General features: G+C 69.0%; 12 protein-coding genes and 3 pseudogenes. 12 read left to right on the top strand and 3 right to left on the bottom strand.

From position 1 onward, the window contains the following. Positions 1-10: 10 nt before the first annotated feature. The 3 genes from ispG to L1066_RS18295 all read left to right on the top strand — a co-directional run bounded on the left by ispG (position 11) and on the right by L1066_RS18295 (position 3,919). The gene (ispG, locus tag L1066_RS18305; RefSeq protein ID WP_235737651.1) at positions 11-1,162 is read left to right on the top strand and encodes a flavodoxin-dependent (E)-4-hydroxy-3-methylbut-2-enyl-diphosphate synthase; all 1,152 of its coding nucleotides are present in this window, start codon (positions 11-13) and stop codon (positions 1,160-1,162) included. Positions 1,163-1,261: 99 nt separating this feature from the next. Beyond that, on the top strand, positions 1,262-2,101 hold the full coding sequence (locus L1066_RS18300; protein WP_235737650.1) for a GNAT family N-acetyltransferase: 840 nt from the start codon (positions 1,262-1,264) through the stop codon (positions 2,099-2,101). 42 nt (positions 2,102-2,143) lie between these two features. Then, positions 2,144-3,919, top strand: a complete 1,776-nt coding sequence (locus L1066_RS18295; RefSeq protein ID WP_235737649.1) for a proline--tRNA ligase — start codon at positions 2,144-2,146, stop codon at positions 3,917-3,919. Positions 3,920-4,025: 106 nt separating this feature from the next. Here the strand turns inward: L1066_RS18295 and L1066_RS18290 are convergent, their stop codons facing one another. The 3 genes from L1066_RS18290 to L1066_RS18280 form a co-directional block, all read right to left on the bottom strand. After that, complete coding sequence (locus L1066_RS18290) at positions 4,026-4,544, bottom strand: GNAT family N-acetyltransferase (RefSeq protein WP_235737648.1); 519 nt, start codon at positions 4,542-4,544, stop codon at positions 4,026-4,028. A 206-nt stretch (positions 4,545-4,750) separates the two neighbouring features. Next, positions 4,751-5,167, bottom strand: coding sequence for a ferritin-like domain-containing protein (locus L1066_RS18285; protein WP_235737647.1), 417 nt, complete (start codon positions 5,165-5,167; stop codon positions 4,751-4,753). Beyond that, the gene (locus L1066_RS18280; RefSeq protein WP_235737646.1) at positions 5,164-5,652 is read right to left on the bottom strand and encodes a hypothetical protein; all 489 of its coding nucleotides are present in this window, start codon (positions 5,650-5,652) and stop codon (positions 5,164-5,166) included. Before L1066_RS18280 ends, L1066_RS18285 begins: the two co-directional genes overlap by 4 nt. 137 nt (positions 5,653-5,789) lie before the next feature. Between L1066_RS18280 and rimP the strand changes: the two are divergent. The 9 genes and pseudogenes from rimP to L1066_RS18225 all read left to right on the top strand — a co-directional run. Further along, positions 5,790-5,996: pseudogene (rimP, locus tag L1066_RS27980) on the top strand (ribosome maturation factor RimP); the annotation flags it as partial. 274 nt (positions 5,997-6,270) lie between these two features. Next, positions 6,271-7,247, top strand: a pseudogene (gene nusA, locus L1066_RS18270) (transcription termination factor NusA). Between the two features lie 127 nt (positions 7,248-7,374). After that, the gene (locus tag L1066_RS18265; protein WP_235737645.1) at positions 7,375-7,692 is read left to right on the top strand and encodes a YlxR family protein; all 318 of its coding nucleotides are present in this window, start codon (positions 7,375-7,377) and stop codon (positions 7,690-7,692) included. 139 nt (positions 7,693-7,831) lie between these two features. Continuing rightward, positions 7,832-10,754, top strand: a pseudogene (gene infB, locus L1066_RS18250) (translation initiation factor IF-2). A gap of 118 nt (positions 10,755-10,872) precedes the next feature. Beyond that, complete coding sequence (rbfA, locus tag L1066_RS18245) at positions 10,873-11,322, top strand: 30S ribosome-binding factor RbfA (RefSeq protein ID WP_235737643.1); 450 nt, start codon at positions 10,873-10,875, stop codon at positions 11,320-11,322. After that, a complete protein-coding gene (gene truB / locus L1066_RS18240; protein WP_235737642.1) occupies positions 11,319-12,191 on the top strand; it encodes a tRNA pseudouridine(55) synthase TruB in 873 nt (290 codons plus the stop codon). The genes rbfA and truB overlap by 4 nt, the downstream gene beginning before the upstream one ends. Positions 12,192-12,463: 272 nt before the next feature. Beyond that, the gene (locus L1066_RS18235) at positions 12,464-14,653 is read left to right on the top strand and encodes a DUF11 domain-containing protein (protein WP_235737641.1); all 2,190 of its coding nucleotides are present in this window, start codon (positions 12,464-12,466) and stop codon (positions 14,651-14,653) included. Continuing rightward, positions 14,650-20,925 (top strand): isopeptide-forming domain-containing fimbrial protein, encoded by a 6,276-nt coding sequence (locus L1066_RS18230; RefSeq protein WP_235737640.1) that lies wholly within the window; start codon positions 14,650-14,652, stop codon positions 20,923-20,925. Before L1066_RS18235 ends, L1066_RS18230 begins: the two co-directional genes overlap by 4 nt. A gap of 78 nt (positions 20,926-21,003) precedes the next feature. Continuing rightward, on the top strand, positions 21,004-21,296 hold a 293-nt coding region (locus L1066_RS18225), incomplete at its 3' end, for an adenylyltransferase/cytidyltransferase family protein (RefSeq protein WP_235737639.1).

Here is a 21,296-nt window from a genome sequence, read left to right as displayed (position 1 = left end):
GACTGGGAGCATGACCTCGATCTCCCTCGGCATGCCCGCAGCCCCGCCACCGGTGCTGGCACCCCGCCGTACGACGCGTCAGATCAAGGTCGGCAAGGTCGGCGTGGGCAGTGACTCCCCGATCTCGGTGCAGTCGATGACCACCACGCTCACCTCCGACGTCAACTCGACGCTGCAGCAGATCGCCGAGCTCACGGCAGCGGGCTGCGACATCGTGCGCGTGGCGTGCCCGAGCCAGGACGACGCCGACGCGCTCCCGGCAATCGCACGGAAGGCGCAGATCCCGGTCATCGCCGACATCCACTTCCAGCCCAAGTATGTCTTCGCGGCCATCGAGGCGGGATGTGCGGCGGTCCGGGTCAACCCGGGCAACATCCGGCAGTTCGATGACCAGATCAAGGAGATCTCGGCCGCAGCCAAGGACCACGGCACGAGCATCCGCATCGGTGTCAACGCCGGCTCCCTCGACAAGAGGCTGCTGGCCAAGTACGGCAAGGCGACCCCGGAGGCCCTCGTCGAGTCGGCCGTGTGGGAGGCGAGCCTCTTCGAGGAGCACGACTTCCACGACTTCAAGATCTCGGTGAAGCACAACGATCCCGTGGTCATGGTGCGTGCCTACGAGCTCCTTGCCGAAGCCGGTGACTGGCCGTTGCACCTCGGTGTCACCGAAGCCGGGCCCGCCTTCCAGGGCACCATCAAGTCGGCCACCGCATTCGGTGCGCTGCTCAGCCGCGGCATCGGAGACACCATCCGCGTCTCGCTCTCCGCGCCGCCGGTCGAGGAGGTCAAGGTCGGCATCCAGATCCTGGAGTCGCTCAACCTCAAGCCCCGCCGCCTCGAGATCGTCTCCTGCCCGTCCTGCGGACGCGCTCAGGTCGACGTCTACAAGCTCGCAGAAGAGGTCACGGCCGGCCTCGACGGCCTCGAGGTGCCGCTGCGCGTCGCCGTCATGGGCTGTGTCGTCAACGGCCCGGGCGAGGCGCGCGAGGCCGACCTGGGGGTCGCCTCCGGCAACGGCAAGGGTCAGATCTTCGTCAAGGGCGAGGTCATCAAGACCGTCCCCGAGTCCAAGATCGTGGAGACCCTGATCGAGGAGGCCATGCGCATCGCGGAGGGCATGGAGGCAGAGCCGGGCGCCGGCGCCGAGGTCACGGTCTCCTGACGCCGGTTCCTGTCTCGCTGGTGACGATCTCCGTGCCGACGGGCCGGTTCCCGGTATCGGCGTGCCCACGCGTGCTGGAAAGACACTAGGCTCCCCGCCGTGACCAACGAGACCGTCCGGGTGCTCGGCCCCGCCGACTTCACGCAGTTCGTGCAGCTCACCGATCGTGACCCGGTGGTCAACGTCTTCGTCGAGCATCGGGCGCGCCTGACCAGCCTCGAGCCGCGATGGCTCGGCGGCGAGGTCTGGGGTCGTTTCCTCGGCGAGGAGCTGGTCGCCGCGATGCACATCGGCGCCAATCTGGTGCCGATCGGCTGCGGTGCGGCTGACATCGACGCCTTCGTCAAGCACGCGCTCTGGTCACGCCGCAGCGTCGCGACGATCGTCGGCCCAGTGGGGCAGGTCGGTCCGCTGTGGGAGCGACTCGAGCCCGACTGGGGCCCAGCGCGGGAGATCCGCGCCCACCAACCGCACCTGGAGATCGCCAGCACCCCGTTGGTGGAGCCCGACCCGTTGGTCGTCACCACCACCCGCGACCAGATCGATCTCGTCTATCCGGCATGCGTGGCGATGTACACCGAGGAGGTGGGCATCTCCCCGGAGTCCGGCGGCGGTGCCGACCTCTACCGCGCACGCGTCAACCAGCTCATCAACAAGGGGTGGCAGTTCTCGCGGATCGACGAGGGTCGCGTCGTCTTCAAGGCGGAGGTTGCCTGCGCCAGCACCCAGGCCGCCCAGATCCAAGGGGTCTATGTCGTCCCCGACCGCCGAGGTGAGGGTCTCGCCACCCGCGGCATGGCAGCCGTCGTGGAACTGGTCCGCCGCAACATCGCGCCTGTCGCCTCGCTCTACGTCAACGACTACAACGAGGCCGCGCGGACGGCGTACGAACGGGTCGGGTTCCGCGAGACCGAGCGCTTCATGACGGTGATGTTCTGACCGATGCGGGGCGGCGCGTCGAGCGCGGATAACCTTGCCGCCATGAGCGCCCGTATCCTCCGCATGTCCCAGTTGTTCGCCCGTACCCTGCGCGACGACCCGGCGGACGCCGAGGTGCCGAGCCACAAGCTGCTGGTGCGTGCCGGCTACGTGCGCCGTGCCGCGCCCGGCATCTACACGTGGTTGCCGCTGGGCCTGCGGGTGCTGCGCAATGTCGAGGGCATCGTGCGCGAGGAGATGGACGCCATGGGTGCCCAGGAGCTGCAGTTCCCGGCACTGCTGCCTCGCGAGCCCTACGAGGCCTCCAACCGCTGGACCGAGTACGGCGACAACCTCTTTCGGGTGCAGGACCGCAAGGGTGCGGACCTGCTGCTCGGCCCCACCCACGAGGAGATGTTCACCCTTGCGGTGAAGGACCTCTACTCCTCCTACAAGGACCTGCCGGTCTGGCTCTACCAGATCCAGAACAAGTACCGCGACGAGGCGCGCCCCCGTGCCGGCGTGCTCCGTGGTCGCGAGTTCGTGATGAAGGACTCCTATTCCTTCGACACCACCGATGAGGGCCTCGACAAGTCCTACGCCGCACACCGGGCCGCCTACATCAAGACCTTCGACCGCCTCGGCTTCGACTATGTCATCGTCAAGGCGACCGCCGGTGCGATGGGTGGCTCGAAGTCCGAGGAGTTCCTGGCCCGTTCGGTCGTCGGCGAGGACACCTTCGTGCAGTGCAGCAGCTGTGGCTACGCCGCCAACGTCGAGGCGGTGACCGTTCCGGTGCCCCCGGCTCTCGACCACACCCATGTCCCGGCCGCGCACGCCGAGGCGACGCCCGACACTCCGACCATCGAGTCGCTGGTCGACCTGCTCAATGCACAGTTCCCCAGGGATGACCGTGCGTGGGATGCCGGCGACACGCTCAAGAACGTGCTGCTGGTGCTCAAGCACCCCGACGGCACCCGGGAGCCGCTGGCGATCGGCCTGCCCGGCGACCGCGAGGTCGACCAGAAGCGGCTCGAGGGTCAGCTCGAGCCGATCGAGGTCGAGCCCATGGACGAGGCCGAGTTCGCCAAGCACCCCGAGCTCGTCAAGGGCTACATCGGCCCCGGCGTGCTGGGGGAGGAGTCCAGCTCCGGCATTCGCTACCTGCTTGACCCCCGCATCGTCGAGGGCACCCGCTGGGTGACCGGCGCTGACGTGGACGGTCGACATGTCGTCGATCTCGTCGCCGGCCGTGACTTCACCGCCGACGGCACGATCGAGGCCGCTGAGGTGCGCGACGGGGACCTCTGCCCCAACTGTGGCAGCGACGACGGCGGAACCCTCTCCTCGGCACGTGGCATCGAGATGGGCCACATCTTCCAGCTGGGTCGCAAGTACGCCGAGGCTCTCGACCTCAAGGTGCTCGACGAGAACGGCAAGCTCGTCACCGTCACGATGGGCTCCTACGGCATCGGCGTCTCCCGTGCCGTGGCTGCGATCGCCGAGGACAACCACGACGAGCTGGGTCTGTGCTGGCCCCGCGAGATCGCCCCGGCCCATGTGCACCTGGTGGCTGCGGGCAAGGGCGAGGAGCTCTTCGATGCGGCCGACGCGCTCGCCGACCAGCTGCAGGCGGCCGGCCTGGACGTCATCTACGACGACCGTCGCGGCAAGGTCAGCCCCGGGGTGAAGTTCAAGGACGCCGAGCTCATGGGCGTGCCCACCATCGTCGTGGTCGGCAAGGGCCTGGTCGATGGTGTCGTCGAGGTGAAGGACCGCCGCACGGGCGACCGGGCCGACGTACCCCTCGCCGACGTCGTCGCTCACCTCTCGGCCTGACCTCCCACCGCCCGGCAACCCCGTTCGAGCCGGATCGTCCCTAACAGATTTGTAGTTTTTCGCTGGGAACCTACAAATCTGTTAGGGACGATCCAGCATTTCCTGATCAGGAATGGGTGCGGATCCAGTAGCGGCGCTTGCCGTTGCGGGAGTCCTCGTAGGTGCCTCCGTTGCTCTCGATGGTGCGGGCGGAGGGGGCGTTGTCGTCGTCGCAGGTGACCAGCACCCGGTCCAGGCCGAGGGCTGCGGCTTCTCCGAGGGCATCGCGGAGGGCCCGAGTGGCATGTCCCTCGCGGCGACGTGAGCTGCGCACGGAGTAGCCGATGTGGCCGCCCTCCTCCAGCAGGAAGTCGTTGAGCGTACGACGCAGCGCGAGGAAGCCGACCCAGGTGCCGTCATCGTCGGTGATCCAGAAATAGGAGCACCTCACCCTGCCCTCACGGGCGGGCAGGGACTCGTCTCCCTCGGCCAGCAGCTCCTCCACCCAGGCCCGGTAGCCCTCGGTGGTCAGCACGGGCTGGCGGTCACCCCAGAAGCCGGAACCGTGGAGCTCGCCGGGCTCGTAGTCGGCGAGCAGATCGCAGAACTCGGGAAAGTGGGCGAAGTCAGGGGCGCGCAGCGGCATGCGCCCATCCAAGCAAGCGATGCGCTGTCGGTGCGAGGTGTTTTTCTGGGTCTTACAAGTTGCGAGTTTGTGCACTGCAAGAACCTGCACGCCGTGTGAGTAGGAACAAGCATGCAATTCAGTGCACGATGGATTGGCGGTTCGTGGAACAGACGGCGCGTGGGTGGATCTCGGGACCACCCACGCGCCGCCTGTGTTTCCGGTCGTCAGGTGCCGGGAAGGTCGCTCGGGCTGCCGCCCAACCCGAGTTGACGGACAGCGGAGTCGAGCAGGGCACGCACTGCCCAACTGCGATCGCCTCCGTCGGTGCGGGAGACGAGATCGGAGTAGAGCGCGGTGCAGCGGGTCTCCACCTGCAGCGCGGCTCGCCTGATCTGCTCCGCGTTGCTCGCAGCGTTGGGAAGCTCGTAGGCCAGGGCTGCCGCGGCCGGGGTCGCCTCGAGGTCGAGCAGGCGCTGCACCAGTTGGTCGCGGCGTGCGCGATGCATCCCGTGCGCCCCTCGTACGGCGGTGTTCAGGTCGGGGTTCGCGGCAGCGGAGAGCCGTCCACCCAGCGTTGCGAGCAGCCAGACCGCTGCGTGCTCGCCAGTCAACACCTCGTTGAGGTCGTCTGCAGGACTCACTGATCCACCTTGAGGACGAGGGCGAGGTGTTGGGCCACGCCGGCCGCCATGGAGGCGAGGCTGCGGGCCAGTTGGCCGCTGCCGGACTGCCCGGCGAGGTCGACGAGGGTGTCCTGAAGCTTGCGCTCGGCGGTGAGCACGGCGGCCATCGTGGGTGCCGGTCGGGACTCCGGGGCGGGTTCCCCGGCTGGGGCGCCCAGGTGCCGCAGGTGCGCCTCGTGGAGTGTGCTGAAGCCGGCGAGGCCTTGGCGCAGGCGGGGGCGCTGGCCGATCGCGCTCGAGACGACTGCTGCTGTGTCGCTGATGGCGGTCACCGCGCGGTCCACCAGCTGCTGGTCGGCGTCGCGTGGTGGGGGAGTGGCACCCGAGGCGACCTGTTCCGACGCCGACTCAGGCCCCCATCGGCAGCCCGCCAGGGCTGCCGCCGACACGGTGAGCGGCACCAGCACTGCGCGACGGCGGCTGATCATGGAGGCTGCAGACACGCGGGGCACTCTAGTGGGCACCACCAGCCGCCCGTGAGGTGCGCCTCCTCGGCACGCTCGGCCGACCTGCGGAGGTCAGAAGTCGGTCCGGTTGCGGCTATGGTTGTCGCCGACAACAGCACAAGGAGGTCTCGTCCATGAACAGCGCCAAATCTGACGCCGTGACGGATCGAATTCGGACCGTACTGACCGGCCCCCTGGCCGCCTTGGAGATGGACGTCGAGGCCGTCGAGCTCACGCCCGCTGGAAAGCGTCGGGTGCTCCGCATCGCCGTCGACAAGGACGGCGGGGTCACCCTCGATGACGTCGCTGAGGCCACGTCGGTCGTCTCCGACGCGCTCGATACCGACGACGTGATGGGCGAGCTGCCCTACACCCTCGAGGTGACCTCACGCGGCGTCGACCGACCGCTGACGCTGCCGCGCCACTGGCGCCGCAACCAGACCCGCCTGGTCAAGGTCGCCCTCGCAGAAGAGGGGAGGTCGTCGGCCGCATCCTCGACAACACCGACACCACCGTCACCCTCCGGGTGGGCGACGACACCCGCGAGGTGGCCTTCGACGAGATCGCGAAGGCACTCGTCCAGATCGAGTTCAACCGACCCGAAGGACCAGCCTGATGGACATCGACCTCAACCTCCTGCGTGCGCTCGAGCACGAGAAGGAGATCAAGTTCTCCGTGCTGGTGGAGGCGATCGAGCAGGCTCTGCTGACCGCCTACCAGAAGTCGCCGGGCGCTCAGGAGCGTGCGCGCGTCGTACTCGACCAGAAGAACGGCCACGTCAGCGTGCTCGCCGCCGAGCTCGACAGCGAGGGCAACGTCGTCGGTGAGTACGACGACACGCCGGCCGGCTTCGGCCGCATCGCCGCCACGACGGCGAAGCAGATCATGCTCCAGCGACTGCGCGACGCCGAGGACGAAATTCGCTTCGGTGAGTTCTCCGGGCGAGAGGGCGACATCATTTCGGGCGTGATCCAGCAGGGTCGCAATCCCGACGACGTGATGGTCGACCTCGGCAAGCTCGAGGCGATCCTGCCGCTGGGGAGCGGGTCCCCACCGAGACCTACACGCACGGCGAGCGCATCAAGTGCCTGGTCGTGTCGGTGCGCAAGGGGCCACGCGGTCCGCAGATCACCCTCTCGCGCACCCACCCCAACCTCGTTCGCAAGCTCTTCGCGCTCGAGGTCCCCGAGATCGCTGACGGCACGGTCGAGATCGCTGCCATCGCCCGTGAGGCCGGCCACCGCACCAAGATCGCAGTGACCTCGAAGGTGCAGGGAGTCAACCCCAAGGGTGCCTGCATCGGCCCCATGGGCCAGCGGGTCCGCAACGTGATGGCCGAGCTCAGCGGTGAGAAGATCGACATCGTCGACTGGTCCGACGACCCGGCCAAGCTCGTGGGCAGTGCGTTGTCGCCGGCGCAGGTGAGCAAGGTCGAGATCATCTCCACCAGTGAGCGCTCGGCCCGGGTCACGGTTCCCGACTTCCAGCTCTCCCTGGCCATCGGCAAGGAGGGCCAGAACGCCCGCCTCGCTGCTCGCCTCACCGGGTGGCGCATCGACATCCGCTCGGATGAGCCCGGCTCCGACGACTAGGAACGGATTCGTGCGAGCGGGTTGAGCCCCGGTCGGTGACGACCGAGGGTGGGGTCTGGGTGGGCTCGACCACCGGGGTGAGGCCGGTTCGTGATTCCGGCACCTGGGGGAGTAGAGTTGCAGCACAGTGGTTCGAGAACGCCGTCCTTCCGCATGCCCAGACGCAGGGTCCTTCACGGGACCTGTCCGGACCTGCATCGGATGCCGGGAACGAGCTGCGAAGAGCGAGTTGTTGCGAGTCGTCAACGACCCGGACGCGACGGGACTGACCGTCGTACCGGATCTGCGGGGCTCGGCCCCCGGCCGCGGTGCACACCTGCACCCCACGGTCGAGTGCTTGGAACTGGCGGTCCGTCGCCGAGCTTTTGCACGAGCCCTCCGGCTCGCTGCGGGGCCGGACGTCGACGCCGTACGGAGCCACATCACCTTGCTTGTCAACAAATGACCGTGATGACCGACAGAAACTGGAGCAGCAGCTCATGAGCACTCGATGAGTAACTCCCGATGAGCATGCACAACCACTAACGGCTTCGTCGCACCACCCTGCAATCGGCAGGGCCTGGGCCGGGGCCAGAAGGAGAAGCGTGGCCAAGCCCCGAGTCCATGAACTCGCCAAGGAATTCGGCGTCGAGAGCAAGTTCGTTCTCGAAAAGCTGAAGGAGATGGGCGAATTCGTCAAGTCTGCATCCTCGACCGTGGAACCGCCGGTCGCGATGCGCTTCAAGAAGGAGTACGGCGAGCAGCTCAAGGCTGCTGGTGGCTCCTCCTCCGACGCCCCCGCTGAGGCCCCCAAGGCCCCGGTGAAGAAGGCGCCGGCCAAGAAGGCTGCGGCCGCCCCCAGGCAGCCGAGTCGACCGAATCCACTGAAGCCGCAACCCCCGCGGCCAAGGCACCGATGCGTCCCGGCCCGCGGCCTGGTCCGCGTGCCCCCAAGGCGCCGGAAGCCCCTGCGGCTCCTGAAGCAGAGGTCCCGGATGCTCCTGCCGCTGCGCAGGCGCCCGCCGAACCGGCCGCTCCCGAAGCCCCGGCAGCGAAGGCCGCCCCGGCAAGCAAGCCGTCGGCGCCCAAGCCGTCCGGTGGTGCTCCGAAGCCGGCACCGCGTGCTCCGGCACCGCGTCCGGTGGGCCGTCCCGGTGCTCCGCGCCCGGGCAACAACCCCTTCGCCTCCAGCCAGGGCATGGGTCGCCGTCCGGCACCCAAGCCCGGTGCCGCAGATGGCGCAGGTGCAGGTGCAGGTGCAGGTGCAGGTGCGGGTGCTGGCAGCAGCAACGACCAGCGTCCGCCGCGTCCCCGGCCTCCCGTGAGGGTGGCGGGCAGGGCCGTCCGGGTATGCCGCGTCCCAACCCGGCGATGATGCCGAAGTCGCCGGCAGCGTTCGGATCCGGCCCGGGCAGTCGTCCCGGTCCCGGTGGCCGCGCTGGTGGTGGCCCCGGTGGCCGTGCCGGTGGTCCCGGTCGTCCCGGTGCTCCGGGTCGTGGTGGCCCCGGCGGCGGCAACAACGCCGGTGGGCGTCCCGGTGGTGGCTTCGGCCCGAGCGGTGGCGGTCGTCCCGGTGGCGGTCGTCCCGGCCAGCGTGGTCAGACCCAGGGTGCCTTCGGGCGTCCGGGTGGACCGTCGCGTCGTGGTCGCAAGTCGAAGCGGGCGCGTCGTCAGGAGTTCGAGGCCATGCAGGCCCCGACCATCGGCGGCGTGCGGGTCCGCAAGGGTGACGGCGAGACCGTGCGCTTGGCCCGCGGTGCGTCGCTGACCGACTTCGCCGAGAAGATCAACGTCGATCCGGCAGCCCTGGTGCAGATGCTCTTCTCGCTCGGCGAGATGGTCACGGCCACCGAGTCCGTCAACGACGAGACGCTGGAACTGTTGGGTGACGAGCTCAACTACATCGTCCAGGTCGTCTCGCCCGAGGACGAGGATCGCGAGCTGCTCGAGTCGTTCGACATCGAGTTCGGTTCCGACGAGGGTGGCGAGGAGTCTCTCGAGGCCCGCCCGCCCGTCGTCACCGTCATGGGTCACGTCGACCACGGAAAGACGCGTCTTCTCGACGCACTCCGCAACGCCGACGTGGGCCGCGGCGAGGCCGGTGGCATCACCCAGCACATCGGTGCCTACCAGGTCGCAACCGACGTCGACGGCAACGAGCGACGCATCACCTTCATCGACACCCCGGGTCACGAGGCGTTCACCGCCATGCGTGCTCGTGGTGCCCAGGCGACCGACATCGCGATCCTCGTGGTGGCGGCCGACGACGGTGTCATGCCGCAGACGGTCGAGGCGCTCAACCACGCGAAGGCGGCCGGCGTGCCGATCGTCGTCGCGGTCAACAAGATCGACAAGCCGGAGGCCGACGCGACCAAGGTCCGTGGCCAGCTGAGCGAATACGGCCTCGTGCCGGAGGAGTACGGCGGCGACACCATGTTCGTCGACGTCTCCGCCAAGGCAGGGCTCAACCTCGAGAACCTCCTCGAGGCGGTCATCCTCACCGCGGACGCATCGCTCGACCTGCGTGCCAACCCCAACCAGGACGCCCAGGGTCTCGTCGTCGAGGCTCACCTCGACCGCGGTCGTGGCCCGGTGGCCACGATCCTGGTCCAGCGCGGCACCCTGCGCGTCGGCGACTCGATCGTTGCCGGTCCGGCCTACGGCCGCGTCCGTGCCATGCTCGACGAGCACGGCCAGGAGATCGAGGTCGCGGATCCGTCCCGTCCCGCCATGGTGCTGGGTCTGAGCTCGGTGCCCGGCGCCGGCCAGAACTTCATCGTGGTCGAGGACGACCGGATGGCGCGGCAGATCGCGGAGAAGCGCGAAGCACGAGAGCGTGCGGCCAGCCAGGCCAAGCGGCGCGTGCGTCGTACGCTCGAGGACTTCATGGCCTCCATGGAGAAGGGCGAGAGCCAGGAGCTCAACCTCATCCTCAAGGGTGACGTGTCCGGTTCGGTCGAGGCCCTCGAGGACTCGCTGGCCCAGATCGACGTCGGCGACGAGGTCTCGCTGCGCGTCATCGACCGCGGTGTCGGTGCGATCACCGAGACCAACGTCGACCTGGCTGCTGCCTCCGACGCCATCATCATCGGCTTCAACGTCCGGCCCCAGGGCAAGGCGGGCCAGATGGCGGAGAAGGAAGGTGTCGAGATTCGCTACTACTCGGTCATCTACCAGGCGATCGAGGAGATCGAGGCGGCTCTCAAGGGCATGCTCAAGCCGGAGTACGAGGAGGCCCAGCTGGGTCAGGCGGAGATCCGCGAGATCTTCCGCTCGTCCAGGGCCGGCAACATTGCTGGTTGCATGGTCACCTCGGGTCTCCTGCGCCGCAACGCCAAGGTTCGGGTGCTGCGCGACGGTGCCCTCATCGCCGACAACCTCGACCTGGCATCGCTGCGCAGGGAGAAGGACGACGCGAGCGAGGTCCGCGAGGGCTTCGAGTGTGGTCTGGTGCTGAAGAACTTCCAGGACATCAAGATCGGCGATGTCGTGGAGGCCTTCGAGATGCGCGAGATCCCCCGGAGCTGATCCTCCGAAGCAACTGAGGCGGGCCCGGGGATTCCCGGGCCCGCCTCCGCATTTCCCACCTTCTAGACTCAGACCACCGGCGGGGATCCCGCAGGTGTCACCTCGGTAGGAGAAACCCATGGCAAGCCCACGCGTGCGCAAGATCGCGGATCGGATCAAGGTCATCGTGGCCGAGATGTTGGAGCGTCGGATCAAGGATCCGCGGCTCGGCTTCGTGACCGTCACCGATGTGCGGCTGACCGGCGACGCCCAGCAGGCGACGATCTTCTACACGGTCTTCGGTGACGAGGACGAGCTGGTCGGCACGGCCGCCGCGCTCGAGTCCGCCAAGGGCCTCATCCGTTCCGAGGTCGGCAAGCAGCTGGGCACCCGCCAGGTGCCCACGCTCGACTTCATCCACGACGCGCTGCCCGAGACCGCGCGCCACCTCGACGAGGTCCTGGCCCGCGCCAAGGAACAGGACGAGAAGGTCGCAGCCGCACGCGCCGGTGCCGATTGGGCGGCTGGGGACGACCCCTACAAGAAGCCCCGCGAGATCGAGGACGACGAGGCGGACGACGAGGCGTGAGTGGCTCCGCGTCCGGGCTCGTCGTCGTCGACAAGCCCGGAGGAATCACCTCGCACGGCGTGGTCTCCCGGGTCCGCCGTCTGGCCGGCACCCGCAAGGTCGGCCATGCCGGCACGCTCGACCCGATGGCCACCGGCGTGCTCGTGCTCGGCATCAACCGCGCCACCCGGCTCCTCGGCCACCTGATGCTCACCGAGAAGTGTTACGACGCCACTGTGCGGTTGGGCCAGGCGCGTCACACGGACGACGCCGAGGGAGAGATCACTGCGACCGCGCCGGCCGGCCATCTCTCCCCGGAGCAGGTGCGTACGGCGGCACTCGGCTTCGTGGGTGACCTCCTCCAGGTGCCCACGGCCGTCTCGGCCATCAAGGTCGACGGCAAGCGAGCACACCAGCTCGTCCGTGAGGGGGAGGCGGTCGAGCTCAAGGCCCGCCCGGTCACCGTGCACGACCTGGTGGTGAGTGACGTCCGCGCCGTCGACGACTTCATCGACCTCGACATCTCCGTGCGCTGCTCCAGCGGCACCTACATCCGTGCCATCGCGCGTGATCTGGGTGCCGACCTCGGTGTGGGCGGGCACCTGACCGCGTTGCGCCGTACGGCGGTGGGGCCCTTCGACCTGGAGACGGCCCACACCCTGGAGGAACTGGACCAGGAGTTCCGACTGCTCCCGATCGCCGATGCCGCGCGGCTGAGCTTCCCGACCGTCGAGCTGGACGAGACACAGGCGGCCGCGGTGAGGGTCGGCAAGCGCCTCGATCTGCGGGTGCAGGGGCTGACCGCCGTCTTCGGGCCCGAAGGGGACTTCCTGGCCCTCTACGAGCCTCGCTCCGAGGGCTCGGCCCCGGTCGCCGTCTTCGTCGGCTGAGCGTCTCGGCCGACGCCGAGGGTGGCACTCTCCGTGCTGGCCTCGGCGATGGGCATGGCCCGTCCAGTGACATGGCCCGGGACTTGGGTCCCGGGTGGCACGTCGCATGGCTCACAATCCCGCCGTTTCACGGGCAGGACGACGACTCCCTGCCTACCGTGAACCCGCAGAGGCGCTTCGGGAGCAATGAATCTGCCCAGTGCCACGTCTCCGTGGCCGGTGATCGGAAGTGGTGGCGGGCAGCGCCCGCCACGTGGAGAGGGCTTTGATTCATGTTGTCTGTTGCTGAGGTGCGTCCGCGCACGAGTGGGGGAGTCATCCGGCTGCTCGGAGCGCTGGCCCTGCTGTTGACCGCACTGGTCGCGCTGCCGGCGACTCCGGGCATCGCGGCGCCGCCGGACGACCTGACGGTCGAGGTGGAGACGACGGGCGACGTCCTGTTGGGTGAGCCCGCGCAGGTGAGGCTCACCGCCACGAACGCCGGCGCGGACCCGCAGTACAACCTCTCGTTCCGTTTCGAGCTGCCCGACGGCGTCTCCTACGCCGGCCCGACCCGGCCTTCCTCCCTGGGCGAGCCGCGACAGCTGACCGGACCCGGTCCCCAGGGACGCACCATCTTGATCTGGGACAACGTCTCCGACCTCCCCGTCGGGGCGGCCCAGTCGCTCACCTTCGCGCTGCAGGGGGACAAGGACGCCCTCCCGGTCGGCAGCACCTTCGCCACGTCGGCGTCGGCCTACACCAACACCGTCGAGCGCACGGTTCCCAAGTTCAACGGCCAGGGCACCTACACCAGCGGTGCGAACAACTGGGCGACTTCGACCGAGCAGCAGACCAGGATCTCCGCGATCAAGATCGACAAGTCCGAGCCCAGCCCCGAGCACGAGCTGGTGCGGGGCGTGCACGACCACACCACGACCTACACCCTGCTGGTCACCAACAACGGCCACCACGAGGACCACGACGTCGTGGTGGTCGACCTGCTGCCTGCCCAGCTGGAGTTCCTCGGCTGCGGCGGAGCGGACCACACCACCGCCCGGACGCCCGAGTACCCGGGGGCGGACTCTCTCGACCAGACCCCGTCCCCCAGCGGGCCCGGCGGCGGACAGTACGTCGACGGTGCCAACTGCCCGTCGCCGTACTCGGTGACCACGGTGGAGAACCCGCTGGACCCGGCGACGGGCCAGCCCCTGGCCGGTGTCTGGACCCGGGTGGAGTGGCGGCTGGGCACCCTCACCCCCGGCGAGAAGGCCCAGATCAACTACCGCGCCGGCATCCCGATGCGGGCCAACACCATGGACTTCCCCGACGGCACGCCGGCACCTGTGTCCGGTGAGCAGGGCGCCAACCTCGACAACAACACCGGTGCCTCCACCCGGGAGACGCTCGCCGAGCAGGAGCTCACCAACCGCGCCCACGTCACGGCCGACTACGCCGGCCCGGTCGCAGCGGGAGCCACGACACAGGTCGCCGACAGCGACACGGTGACGGTCACCGCCGAGGACCTGGCGATCCAGAAGTCGGTCAGCCCCGCCGAGTTCGAGCACGGCCGGATCGCCACCTTCACCTTCGAGTTGCAGACCGGCGAGTACGCCACCGCTGCCGACGTCGTCCTCACCGACGTGCTTCCTGACGGCCTCTGCCCACTGGCGATGGGCGTCGCGGCCTGCGACGCTGCCCACAGCGGCAGCCCCGCCGCACAGGCGCCGCAGGGCGCGACGGTGACGAGCGTGACCCCGCACCCGACCGATGGCACCCACGAGATCGTCTTCTCGGCGCCGGCGATGACGGCAAGCGACACCCACACGATCACCTTCGATGCGCTGATGGGCGTGAACTACCGCAAGAGCAACGCCCCCACCGTCGCCGGCGACGACTACGTCAACACCGTCTCGCTGACCGGCACCACGACCTCCGTGGACGGTCTGGGCGCCGAGAGCGGTACCCAGGCGGTGGCCGATGAGTCGCGCGCCTCCCTGACCGGCGGCGTCGTCGAGCTCGACAAGCGGATCCTGCCGAACGGTGCGGCGGTGCACACCTGCACCAACGACGCGGCCGACTACGAGGACAGTGCTGATCTCACGGACCCCCAGGTCACCTTCAACGAGGGCTCCCGGGTCTGCTTCCTGCTCCAGGTCGACTTCCCCAACGGCGTCGACACCAAGAACCCGGTGCTCACCGACTTCCTGCCCGAGAACCTGACCTACGAGCCTGGTTCCGCCCAGCCGCTCGGCGACAACAACGTCACTGCCCAGGTCACCGAGCCGTCGCCTGCGGGCGAAGCCGGCGGAAGCGTGCGTTTCGCGATCGGCACCCCCAGGGCGGCGACAGGTTCGTCGCCAAGGGTGGGCGCTTCCTCTACCGGATCTCAGCCATCGTCAACACCACCGCTGCGCCCGGCGAGGTCGACGTACCGGGCAATCTGGCGAAGCTCACCTGGACCAACACCGAAGGAGCCGTGAGCTTCCTGCGGGACAAGGAGGACTTCCGGGTCCCGCCGGTGCCGCCGTTGGCGATCTCCAAGACCGGTGACAGCACCACGGTCCGCGCCGGTACGTCGGTCGTCTTCACCGTCGACGTCACCAACAACGGCGCGGAGCCGGTGTACGACCCGGTGATCTGGGACGTACTTCCCGAAGGGATCCACTGGGCCGACGTCACCGCCAACCCCGACGGCGCCGGCAACGGAGCCGGCGAGGGCGTCGACGGGCGTGACGCGCTCAAGTGGCTGCTCGCGGGTGTCACCCTGCAACCCGGTGAATCGCTCTCGGACCTCGGCGAGCAGCTGACCTACACCGTCACCTACCCGGCGACCGTGGCTGCGGGCGCGAGCTACACCAACGATGCCGGAGTGCGCACCTACGTCTCCCGGGACAACCAGGACAACGACCACCCGCACTTCCCCGTCGACAACGTCGACCCCAGCGTGCCCGAGGACGACGAGGACGCGCCGGCGACGCACGACGACCACACCGTGCGGGTTCCCGCGGTGGCGCTCGACAAGAGCAACGTCACCGAGGTCATCCCGGAGGTCGACCAGGGCTCCGGCACCGTCAGCAATGCGGTGCCGGGGGAGAAGGTCACCTACACGATCGAGGCCACGCTTCCGGCCAACACCACCGTCTACCAGGGCGTACTCACCGACGTGCTGCCCTCCCACCTGGTCCACGACGGGCCGATCACCGTCGAGCACCGGATCGGCGCCGGCTCATGGAACGACGCCGTGGGTGGCATCGTGCCGTCCGCCCCGACCTACGACCTCGCCCAGAAGAGGATCAGCGTCGTCCTGCAGGACGAAGCGGTCATCGGTGCTGACGTGCAGCGGATCCGCATCACCGTGCGGACCCATGTCGACGCCGGCACCAGCGCCGTTCACGGCCAGACCCGCACCAACACCGCGCGCTTTGCTTACCAGGACGAGCAGGGAGGCCAGTTGAACGATGTCACCGACACCTCGACGGTCACCCTGGTCGAACCGCAGCCGCAGGTCACCAAGACGGCCAACCCCCAGGCGCCCGGCGCCGGCCAGAGCGTCACCTACACGATCAGGGCGAGCAACAACCGCAAGCCGGTCCTGCACGACACGTTCCTCATCGACTGCGTCCCGGCTGGGCTGACCGTGCAATCGGTCGGCACGCCGAGCGTGGGCACGGCCGCCGTGGTCGACCCGAGCTCGACCTGCGCCGCTGGCAAGACCGAGATTCGCTGGGACTGGCCGGCGAGTACGCCGCTGGTCAACGGCGCTCCCGCAACCTTGGCCTACACCGTCAAGGTCGACGACAACGCCGGCTCGGCGGCGAGCTTCGTCAATGCCGTCACGCTGACCGGCAGCTCCATGCCCGGCACTCCTCCCGGCGACAAGACCTACGCGGCCACCACGAGCGCCACGATCACCGTGCCGAGCAGCACCATCACCAAGTCGGTAACGCCCGCCAGTGCACCTGTGGGCGACAAGGTGACGTTCACCGTCGAGGCGAACCTCCCGAAGGACGCACACTTCTACGACGCCCGAGTGGTCGACATGCTGCCGAACGGCATCGACCCCGCATCGATCGGCGACGTCACCGTCGGCTGCGTCGAGAGCGGCGCACCGTGCACCCCTGCACTCCCGACACATGCCGAGTCCACCAGCGGACAGACGGTCACCTGGAGCTTCGGCCACATCCCGACCTCCGCTGAGAACCGCACCCTGCGGATCACCTACACGGCCGTCGTACGCACCGATGAGTTCGGTGGGCAGCGCAACGATGCTGGGGAGACCCTGACCAACAGTGCCCGCTTCCGGTGGAAGTCGGCACCGACCGACACCACCGACAGGCAGACCAACCCGGCAACCTCCACGGTCACCGTCCTCGAGCCACGGCTCACCATCGACAAGACGGTCGCGGAGGCGAACCCGGCACATGGTGAGGAGTTCACCTACACGGTGACGGTCACCAACCCCTCCGGTGCCGCCAAGTCCACCGCGCACGACATCGACGTCAGCGATGCGGTGCCCGCCGGCGTCGTGGTCACCGAGGCGACGATCGACAACGGCGGCGTGCTCAGCGCCGACGGCCGGACCATCACCTGGACCGATCTCGGACCGATCGCCCCGGGCGCGTCGGTCGAGCTCACCTACCGGGCGCGGCTCGTCAGCGGGGAGAAGGCCGCGCAGACCAACACCGTCGAGATCGATGAGTACTGGTCGCTGCCCGGCAAGGAGGGTCGTGACTATGAGGGGCCGACAGCAGAAGCCACCGTCACGCCGCTGCTGCCCGAGCTGAGCATCGACAAGCAACTGCTCGACGCCGCACCGGCCTACCGCGGCACGCCGGTGCGCTGGCAGCTCACCGTCACCAACAGGTCCGGTGCCCCGACCGCTCACGACGTCGACGTGGTCGACACCCTGCCGACAGGCTGGACGTACGACGTCGAGTCGGCCATGGTCGCCCTTCCCGGCGCGGCCGCCGCACAGCTCGACCCGACGGTCAGCGGCCAGACCCTCACCTGGGCCGACCTGGCCGACCTCGCCGGGGGCCAGACGATCGTGATCAACCTGACCGCGACGCCGGGTGACTCCGCGGCCGTCGGCTCCGCCACCGCCCACACCAACGAGGCCCGGGCCACCGGCAAGGATCTCGACGGTGGCACGGTCGTGACCGAGGACGAGGACGACGAGTCGACCAGGATCGACTCCGCCGACCTGCAGATCGACAAGGCGGTCACCCCGACCGGTGCCGCACCGGTTGCTGGTGAGAACTTCTCCTGGACCCTCACCGTCACCAACAAGGGCGGTGATCCAGCAGTTGGCCCCCTCGTGGTCGAGGACGAGTTGCCCACCGGCGTAGGCTTCGTCTCGGCCATCGGCGCGGGCTGGAGCTGCCCGACTCCGTCCGGCCAGCTGATCACCTGCACCCACGCCGGGCCGCTGGCCGCGAGCGACTCCCGGACCATCACGGTGACCGGTCTGGTCGCAGCCGACGTCACGGCCGGCACGGACCTGAAGAACGTTGCCGGCGTCGAGGCGAAGACCCACGACCCGGAGGACGGCAACAACGAGGACGAGGAGACCTCCACGGTCACCACGATCTCCGACTTCGGGATCGAGAAGTCGCTGAACGGAGCGCTGGTGCCGGGCACCGACGCGACGTACACCATCGTGGTGGACAACCATGGCCCGTCGTGGTCGCAGGGCGACATCACCGTCACCGAGACGCTGCCGGCCGGGCTGACCTATCAGTCCTTCGCGGGCGACGACTGGGAGCTGGACGACCAGACGGGCCAGGTGCTCACCTTCGTCTGGGACGGCGGCCCGGTAGCGCCCGGGACCCTGCCCCAGATCACGCTGACCGTCTCGGTCGACAGCAGCCTGACCTCCACCGTCACCAACGGGGTCGAGGTCGAGGAGCCCACCGACCCGACCAGCGGGCCCGAGGAGCCGGACACCGACGAGGTCATCAGCACGCCGAAGCCCAGCGCCGACCTGGCGCTGGAGAAGACCCATGTCGGCGACTTCAAGGCCGGCGAGCAGGGCACCTACCGGTTCACCGTGACCAACCACGGCCCGTCGGACGCTGCTGGCCCGCTCAGGCTGACCGACACGTTGCCCGACGACCTGACGTTCGTCGCGGACAGCGCCACGGGTGGCTGGAGCTGCGGCGCTGAAGGACAGGAGCTGACCTGCGAACTGGCGGGCGGGCTCTCCGCGGTGACCGGGGACAACCAGGTCTCCTTCGAGATCACCGTCGCCATCGACGAGGGCCTGACCAGCAGTGTCCGGAACTCGGCTCGGGTCGAGAGCGACACCCCGGACCCGCACCTGCCCAACAACGAGGATGACGACGACACCGGGATCGACGTCGAGGCGGACCTTGCGATCTCCAAGACCCTGATGACCGCACCGGTCGTCGCCGGCGAGCAGGCCACCTACGAGCTGCGGGTGCGCAACAACGGCTCCGCCACCTCGCCCGGACCGATCGTGGTCACCGACACCCTTCCCGCTGGCCTCACCCTGGTCAGCGCGACCGGCAGCGGTTGGGTGCTCGACCAGGAAGACCAGGAGCTGACCCTGACCAGGGCCGCGGCGCTGTCCAGCGGGCAGAGCGCGCCGGTGATCACCGTCGTGGTCGCGGTCGACAGCGGCGTCGGCACCACGGGCCTGCTCAACATCGCCTCGGTGGACGGCCCGGCGACCGATCCGACCCCGGAGAACAACACCGACCCGGAGCCGACACCGGTCACCGAGGAGACCGAGCTGGTCCTGGGCAAGTCGACGGTCGGCGCCGACCCGGTCCGCGCCGGTGAGGACGCAACCTTCGAGATCACTGTCGAGAACACGGGCTCCTCCGACGCTCGCCAGGTGGAGGTCACCGATGTGCTTCCGGCGGGGCTGACCCTGGTGTCGATGTCGGGCACCGGCTGGAACTGCACGGCCCTGGTCTGCACGATGGACCGGATCGTGGCCGGGACCACTGCGGAGTCGATCACGGTGGTCGCCACGGTGGCGGCCGGCGTACCCGACGGCAGCACGTTGACCAACCGGGCGTCGGTGACCACCGTCACCCCTGGCGACGACCCGGTCGACAACGAGGACGACGCGCCTGTGGGCGTGGTGGCCGTGGCCGACCTGGAGCTCGCCAAGGAGCACACCGGTGGCACCGTCGTCGCCGGCATGCCGACCGGCTACCGACTGACGGTGACCAACAACGGTCCGTCCGACGCGGTCGGCCCGCTGACGATCACCGACCAGTTGCCCACGGACTTCAGCTTCCTCTCCGCGGCAGAGCCGTGGGCGTGCACGCCGCGGGCCGGGCGGGTGGTCGAGTGCGTTCTCACCGACGGTCTGCTGGCTGGTGAGGATGCCCCGGCCCTGGAGATGCAGGTGATGGTTGCCGCGGACGCCGACACCGGCTCTGCCACCAACACCGCTGAGGTCGACTCGCCGACCACCGACGACGAGCCGACCAACAACATCGATGACGAGACGGTGCCCGTGACCCGGGCCACCAACCTGGTCATCGCGAAGACGCACACCGACGTCGTGCACATCGGCGACCAGCTGGCCTTCACCATCGACGTACGCAACGAGGGACCCTCGACCGCGCGCGCCGTGGTGGTCACCGACCTGCTCCCGGTCGGCCTCGACTACGAGAACGCCACCGGCGATGACTGGAACTGCGCGGAGGACGGCGGCACGATCACCTGTGCCCTGACGGGTCCGCTCGCCAGCGGGGTCGACGCGCCGCCGATCACCGTGGTCACCACGGTTCGTCCGGCCGCCTATCCATGGGTGCAGAACGTGGCCCAGGTGGTGACCAGCACTCCGGAGACCGACACCGAGGACAACCGTGACACCGACGGGTTCCCGGTGCCGCCGCTGGTCGATCTCGCGATCGAGAAGGACCTGGTCGGCGACCTCGTCGTCGGCGAGGCGGGCCGTTACCGGCTGACCGTCACCAACAACGGTCCGACCGACGACCCGGGGCCGATCACGCTCAGCGACCCGCTGCCCGAGGGGCTCTCCTACGTCGGCGGTTCGGGCGACGGCTGGACCTGCTCCGCCGCTGGTGCCGCCGTGGAGTGCGTGCGCGTCGACGGTCTGGCCGCAGGTGCGAGCAGCGTCGTGGAGTTGACGGTGAGGGTCGAGCCCAGCGCCTGGCCCACGGTCGTCAACACCGCGCGGATCAGCACGCCGAGCGAGGACCGCGACCCCGGCAACGACTCCGACGACGAGAAGAGTGAGGTCGTGCCGACCGTCGGTCTCTCGCTGGAGAAGTCGGTCGCGTCGCAGAAGGGGTCCAGGGTCACCTACCGCCTCGCGGTCACCAACGCCGGTCCCAGCGCGAGCGTCGCACCGCTGGTGGTGACCGACCGCCTGCCCAAGGGATTGGCGCTGGTCTCCGTCGAAGGTGCCGGGTGGTCGTGTGTGGACGCCGGCCAACTGATGACCTGCACCTACGTGGACGCGTTGCCGGCCGGCAAGACCGCGAGCTTCAAGCTCGTGGCCGACATCGTCGCCGAGCCCGGCAGCCAGATCCGCAACGTCGGTGAGCTCGACGGCAACCCTGATGGGAATTCGGTCAGCGGCAGCGCACCGACGACCGCGACGAGGCGGTCATCGCGGTGGACGAGGAGAAGGACGACGACCAGGGGCCGGGCGGCCTGCCGCGGCGGTCCGGTGTTGTGGGCTGCTGGTGGCGGGCCTGGCGCTCTGGGCGGCGGCCTGGTGCTGCTGCGGCGCCGCCGAGGATGAGGGGGACTGCCGGGTCTGCGCGCGGGATACGGCCGACCCGGCAGTGCTTTGCCGGCCGGGATGCGCGAAAGTTTCGCCGTGCAGATCTGGCGAAATCCTGACGACTTCCCGGCCGACCTCGGCCGAACCGTCATCACGATCGGGAACTTCGACGGCTGCCACTTGGGCCACCAGCATGTGCTCCGGCGGGCCTGGGAGGTTGCCACCGAACTCGGCGGCCTGCCCGTCGTCGCAGTGACCTTCGACCCGCATCCGATGGCGGTGCTGCGCCCGGACCACGCGCCGAGCATGCTCACCACGTTGGAGGAGCGGGCGGCGTTGCTGGCCGAGAACGGTGCCGACCACGTCGTGGCGATCCCGTTCAATCGGGA

This window comes from Nocardioides alcanivorans (assembly GCF_021555175.1).
GTDB classification, from domain to species: domain Bacteria; phylum Actinomycetota; class Actinomycetes; order Propionibacteriales; family Nocardioidaceae; genus Nocardioides; species Nocardioides alcanivorans.
The sequence above is the reverse complement of the archived record's forward strand: the minus strand, read 5'-3'. Positions and strand labels throughout refer to the sequence as shown.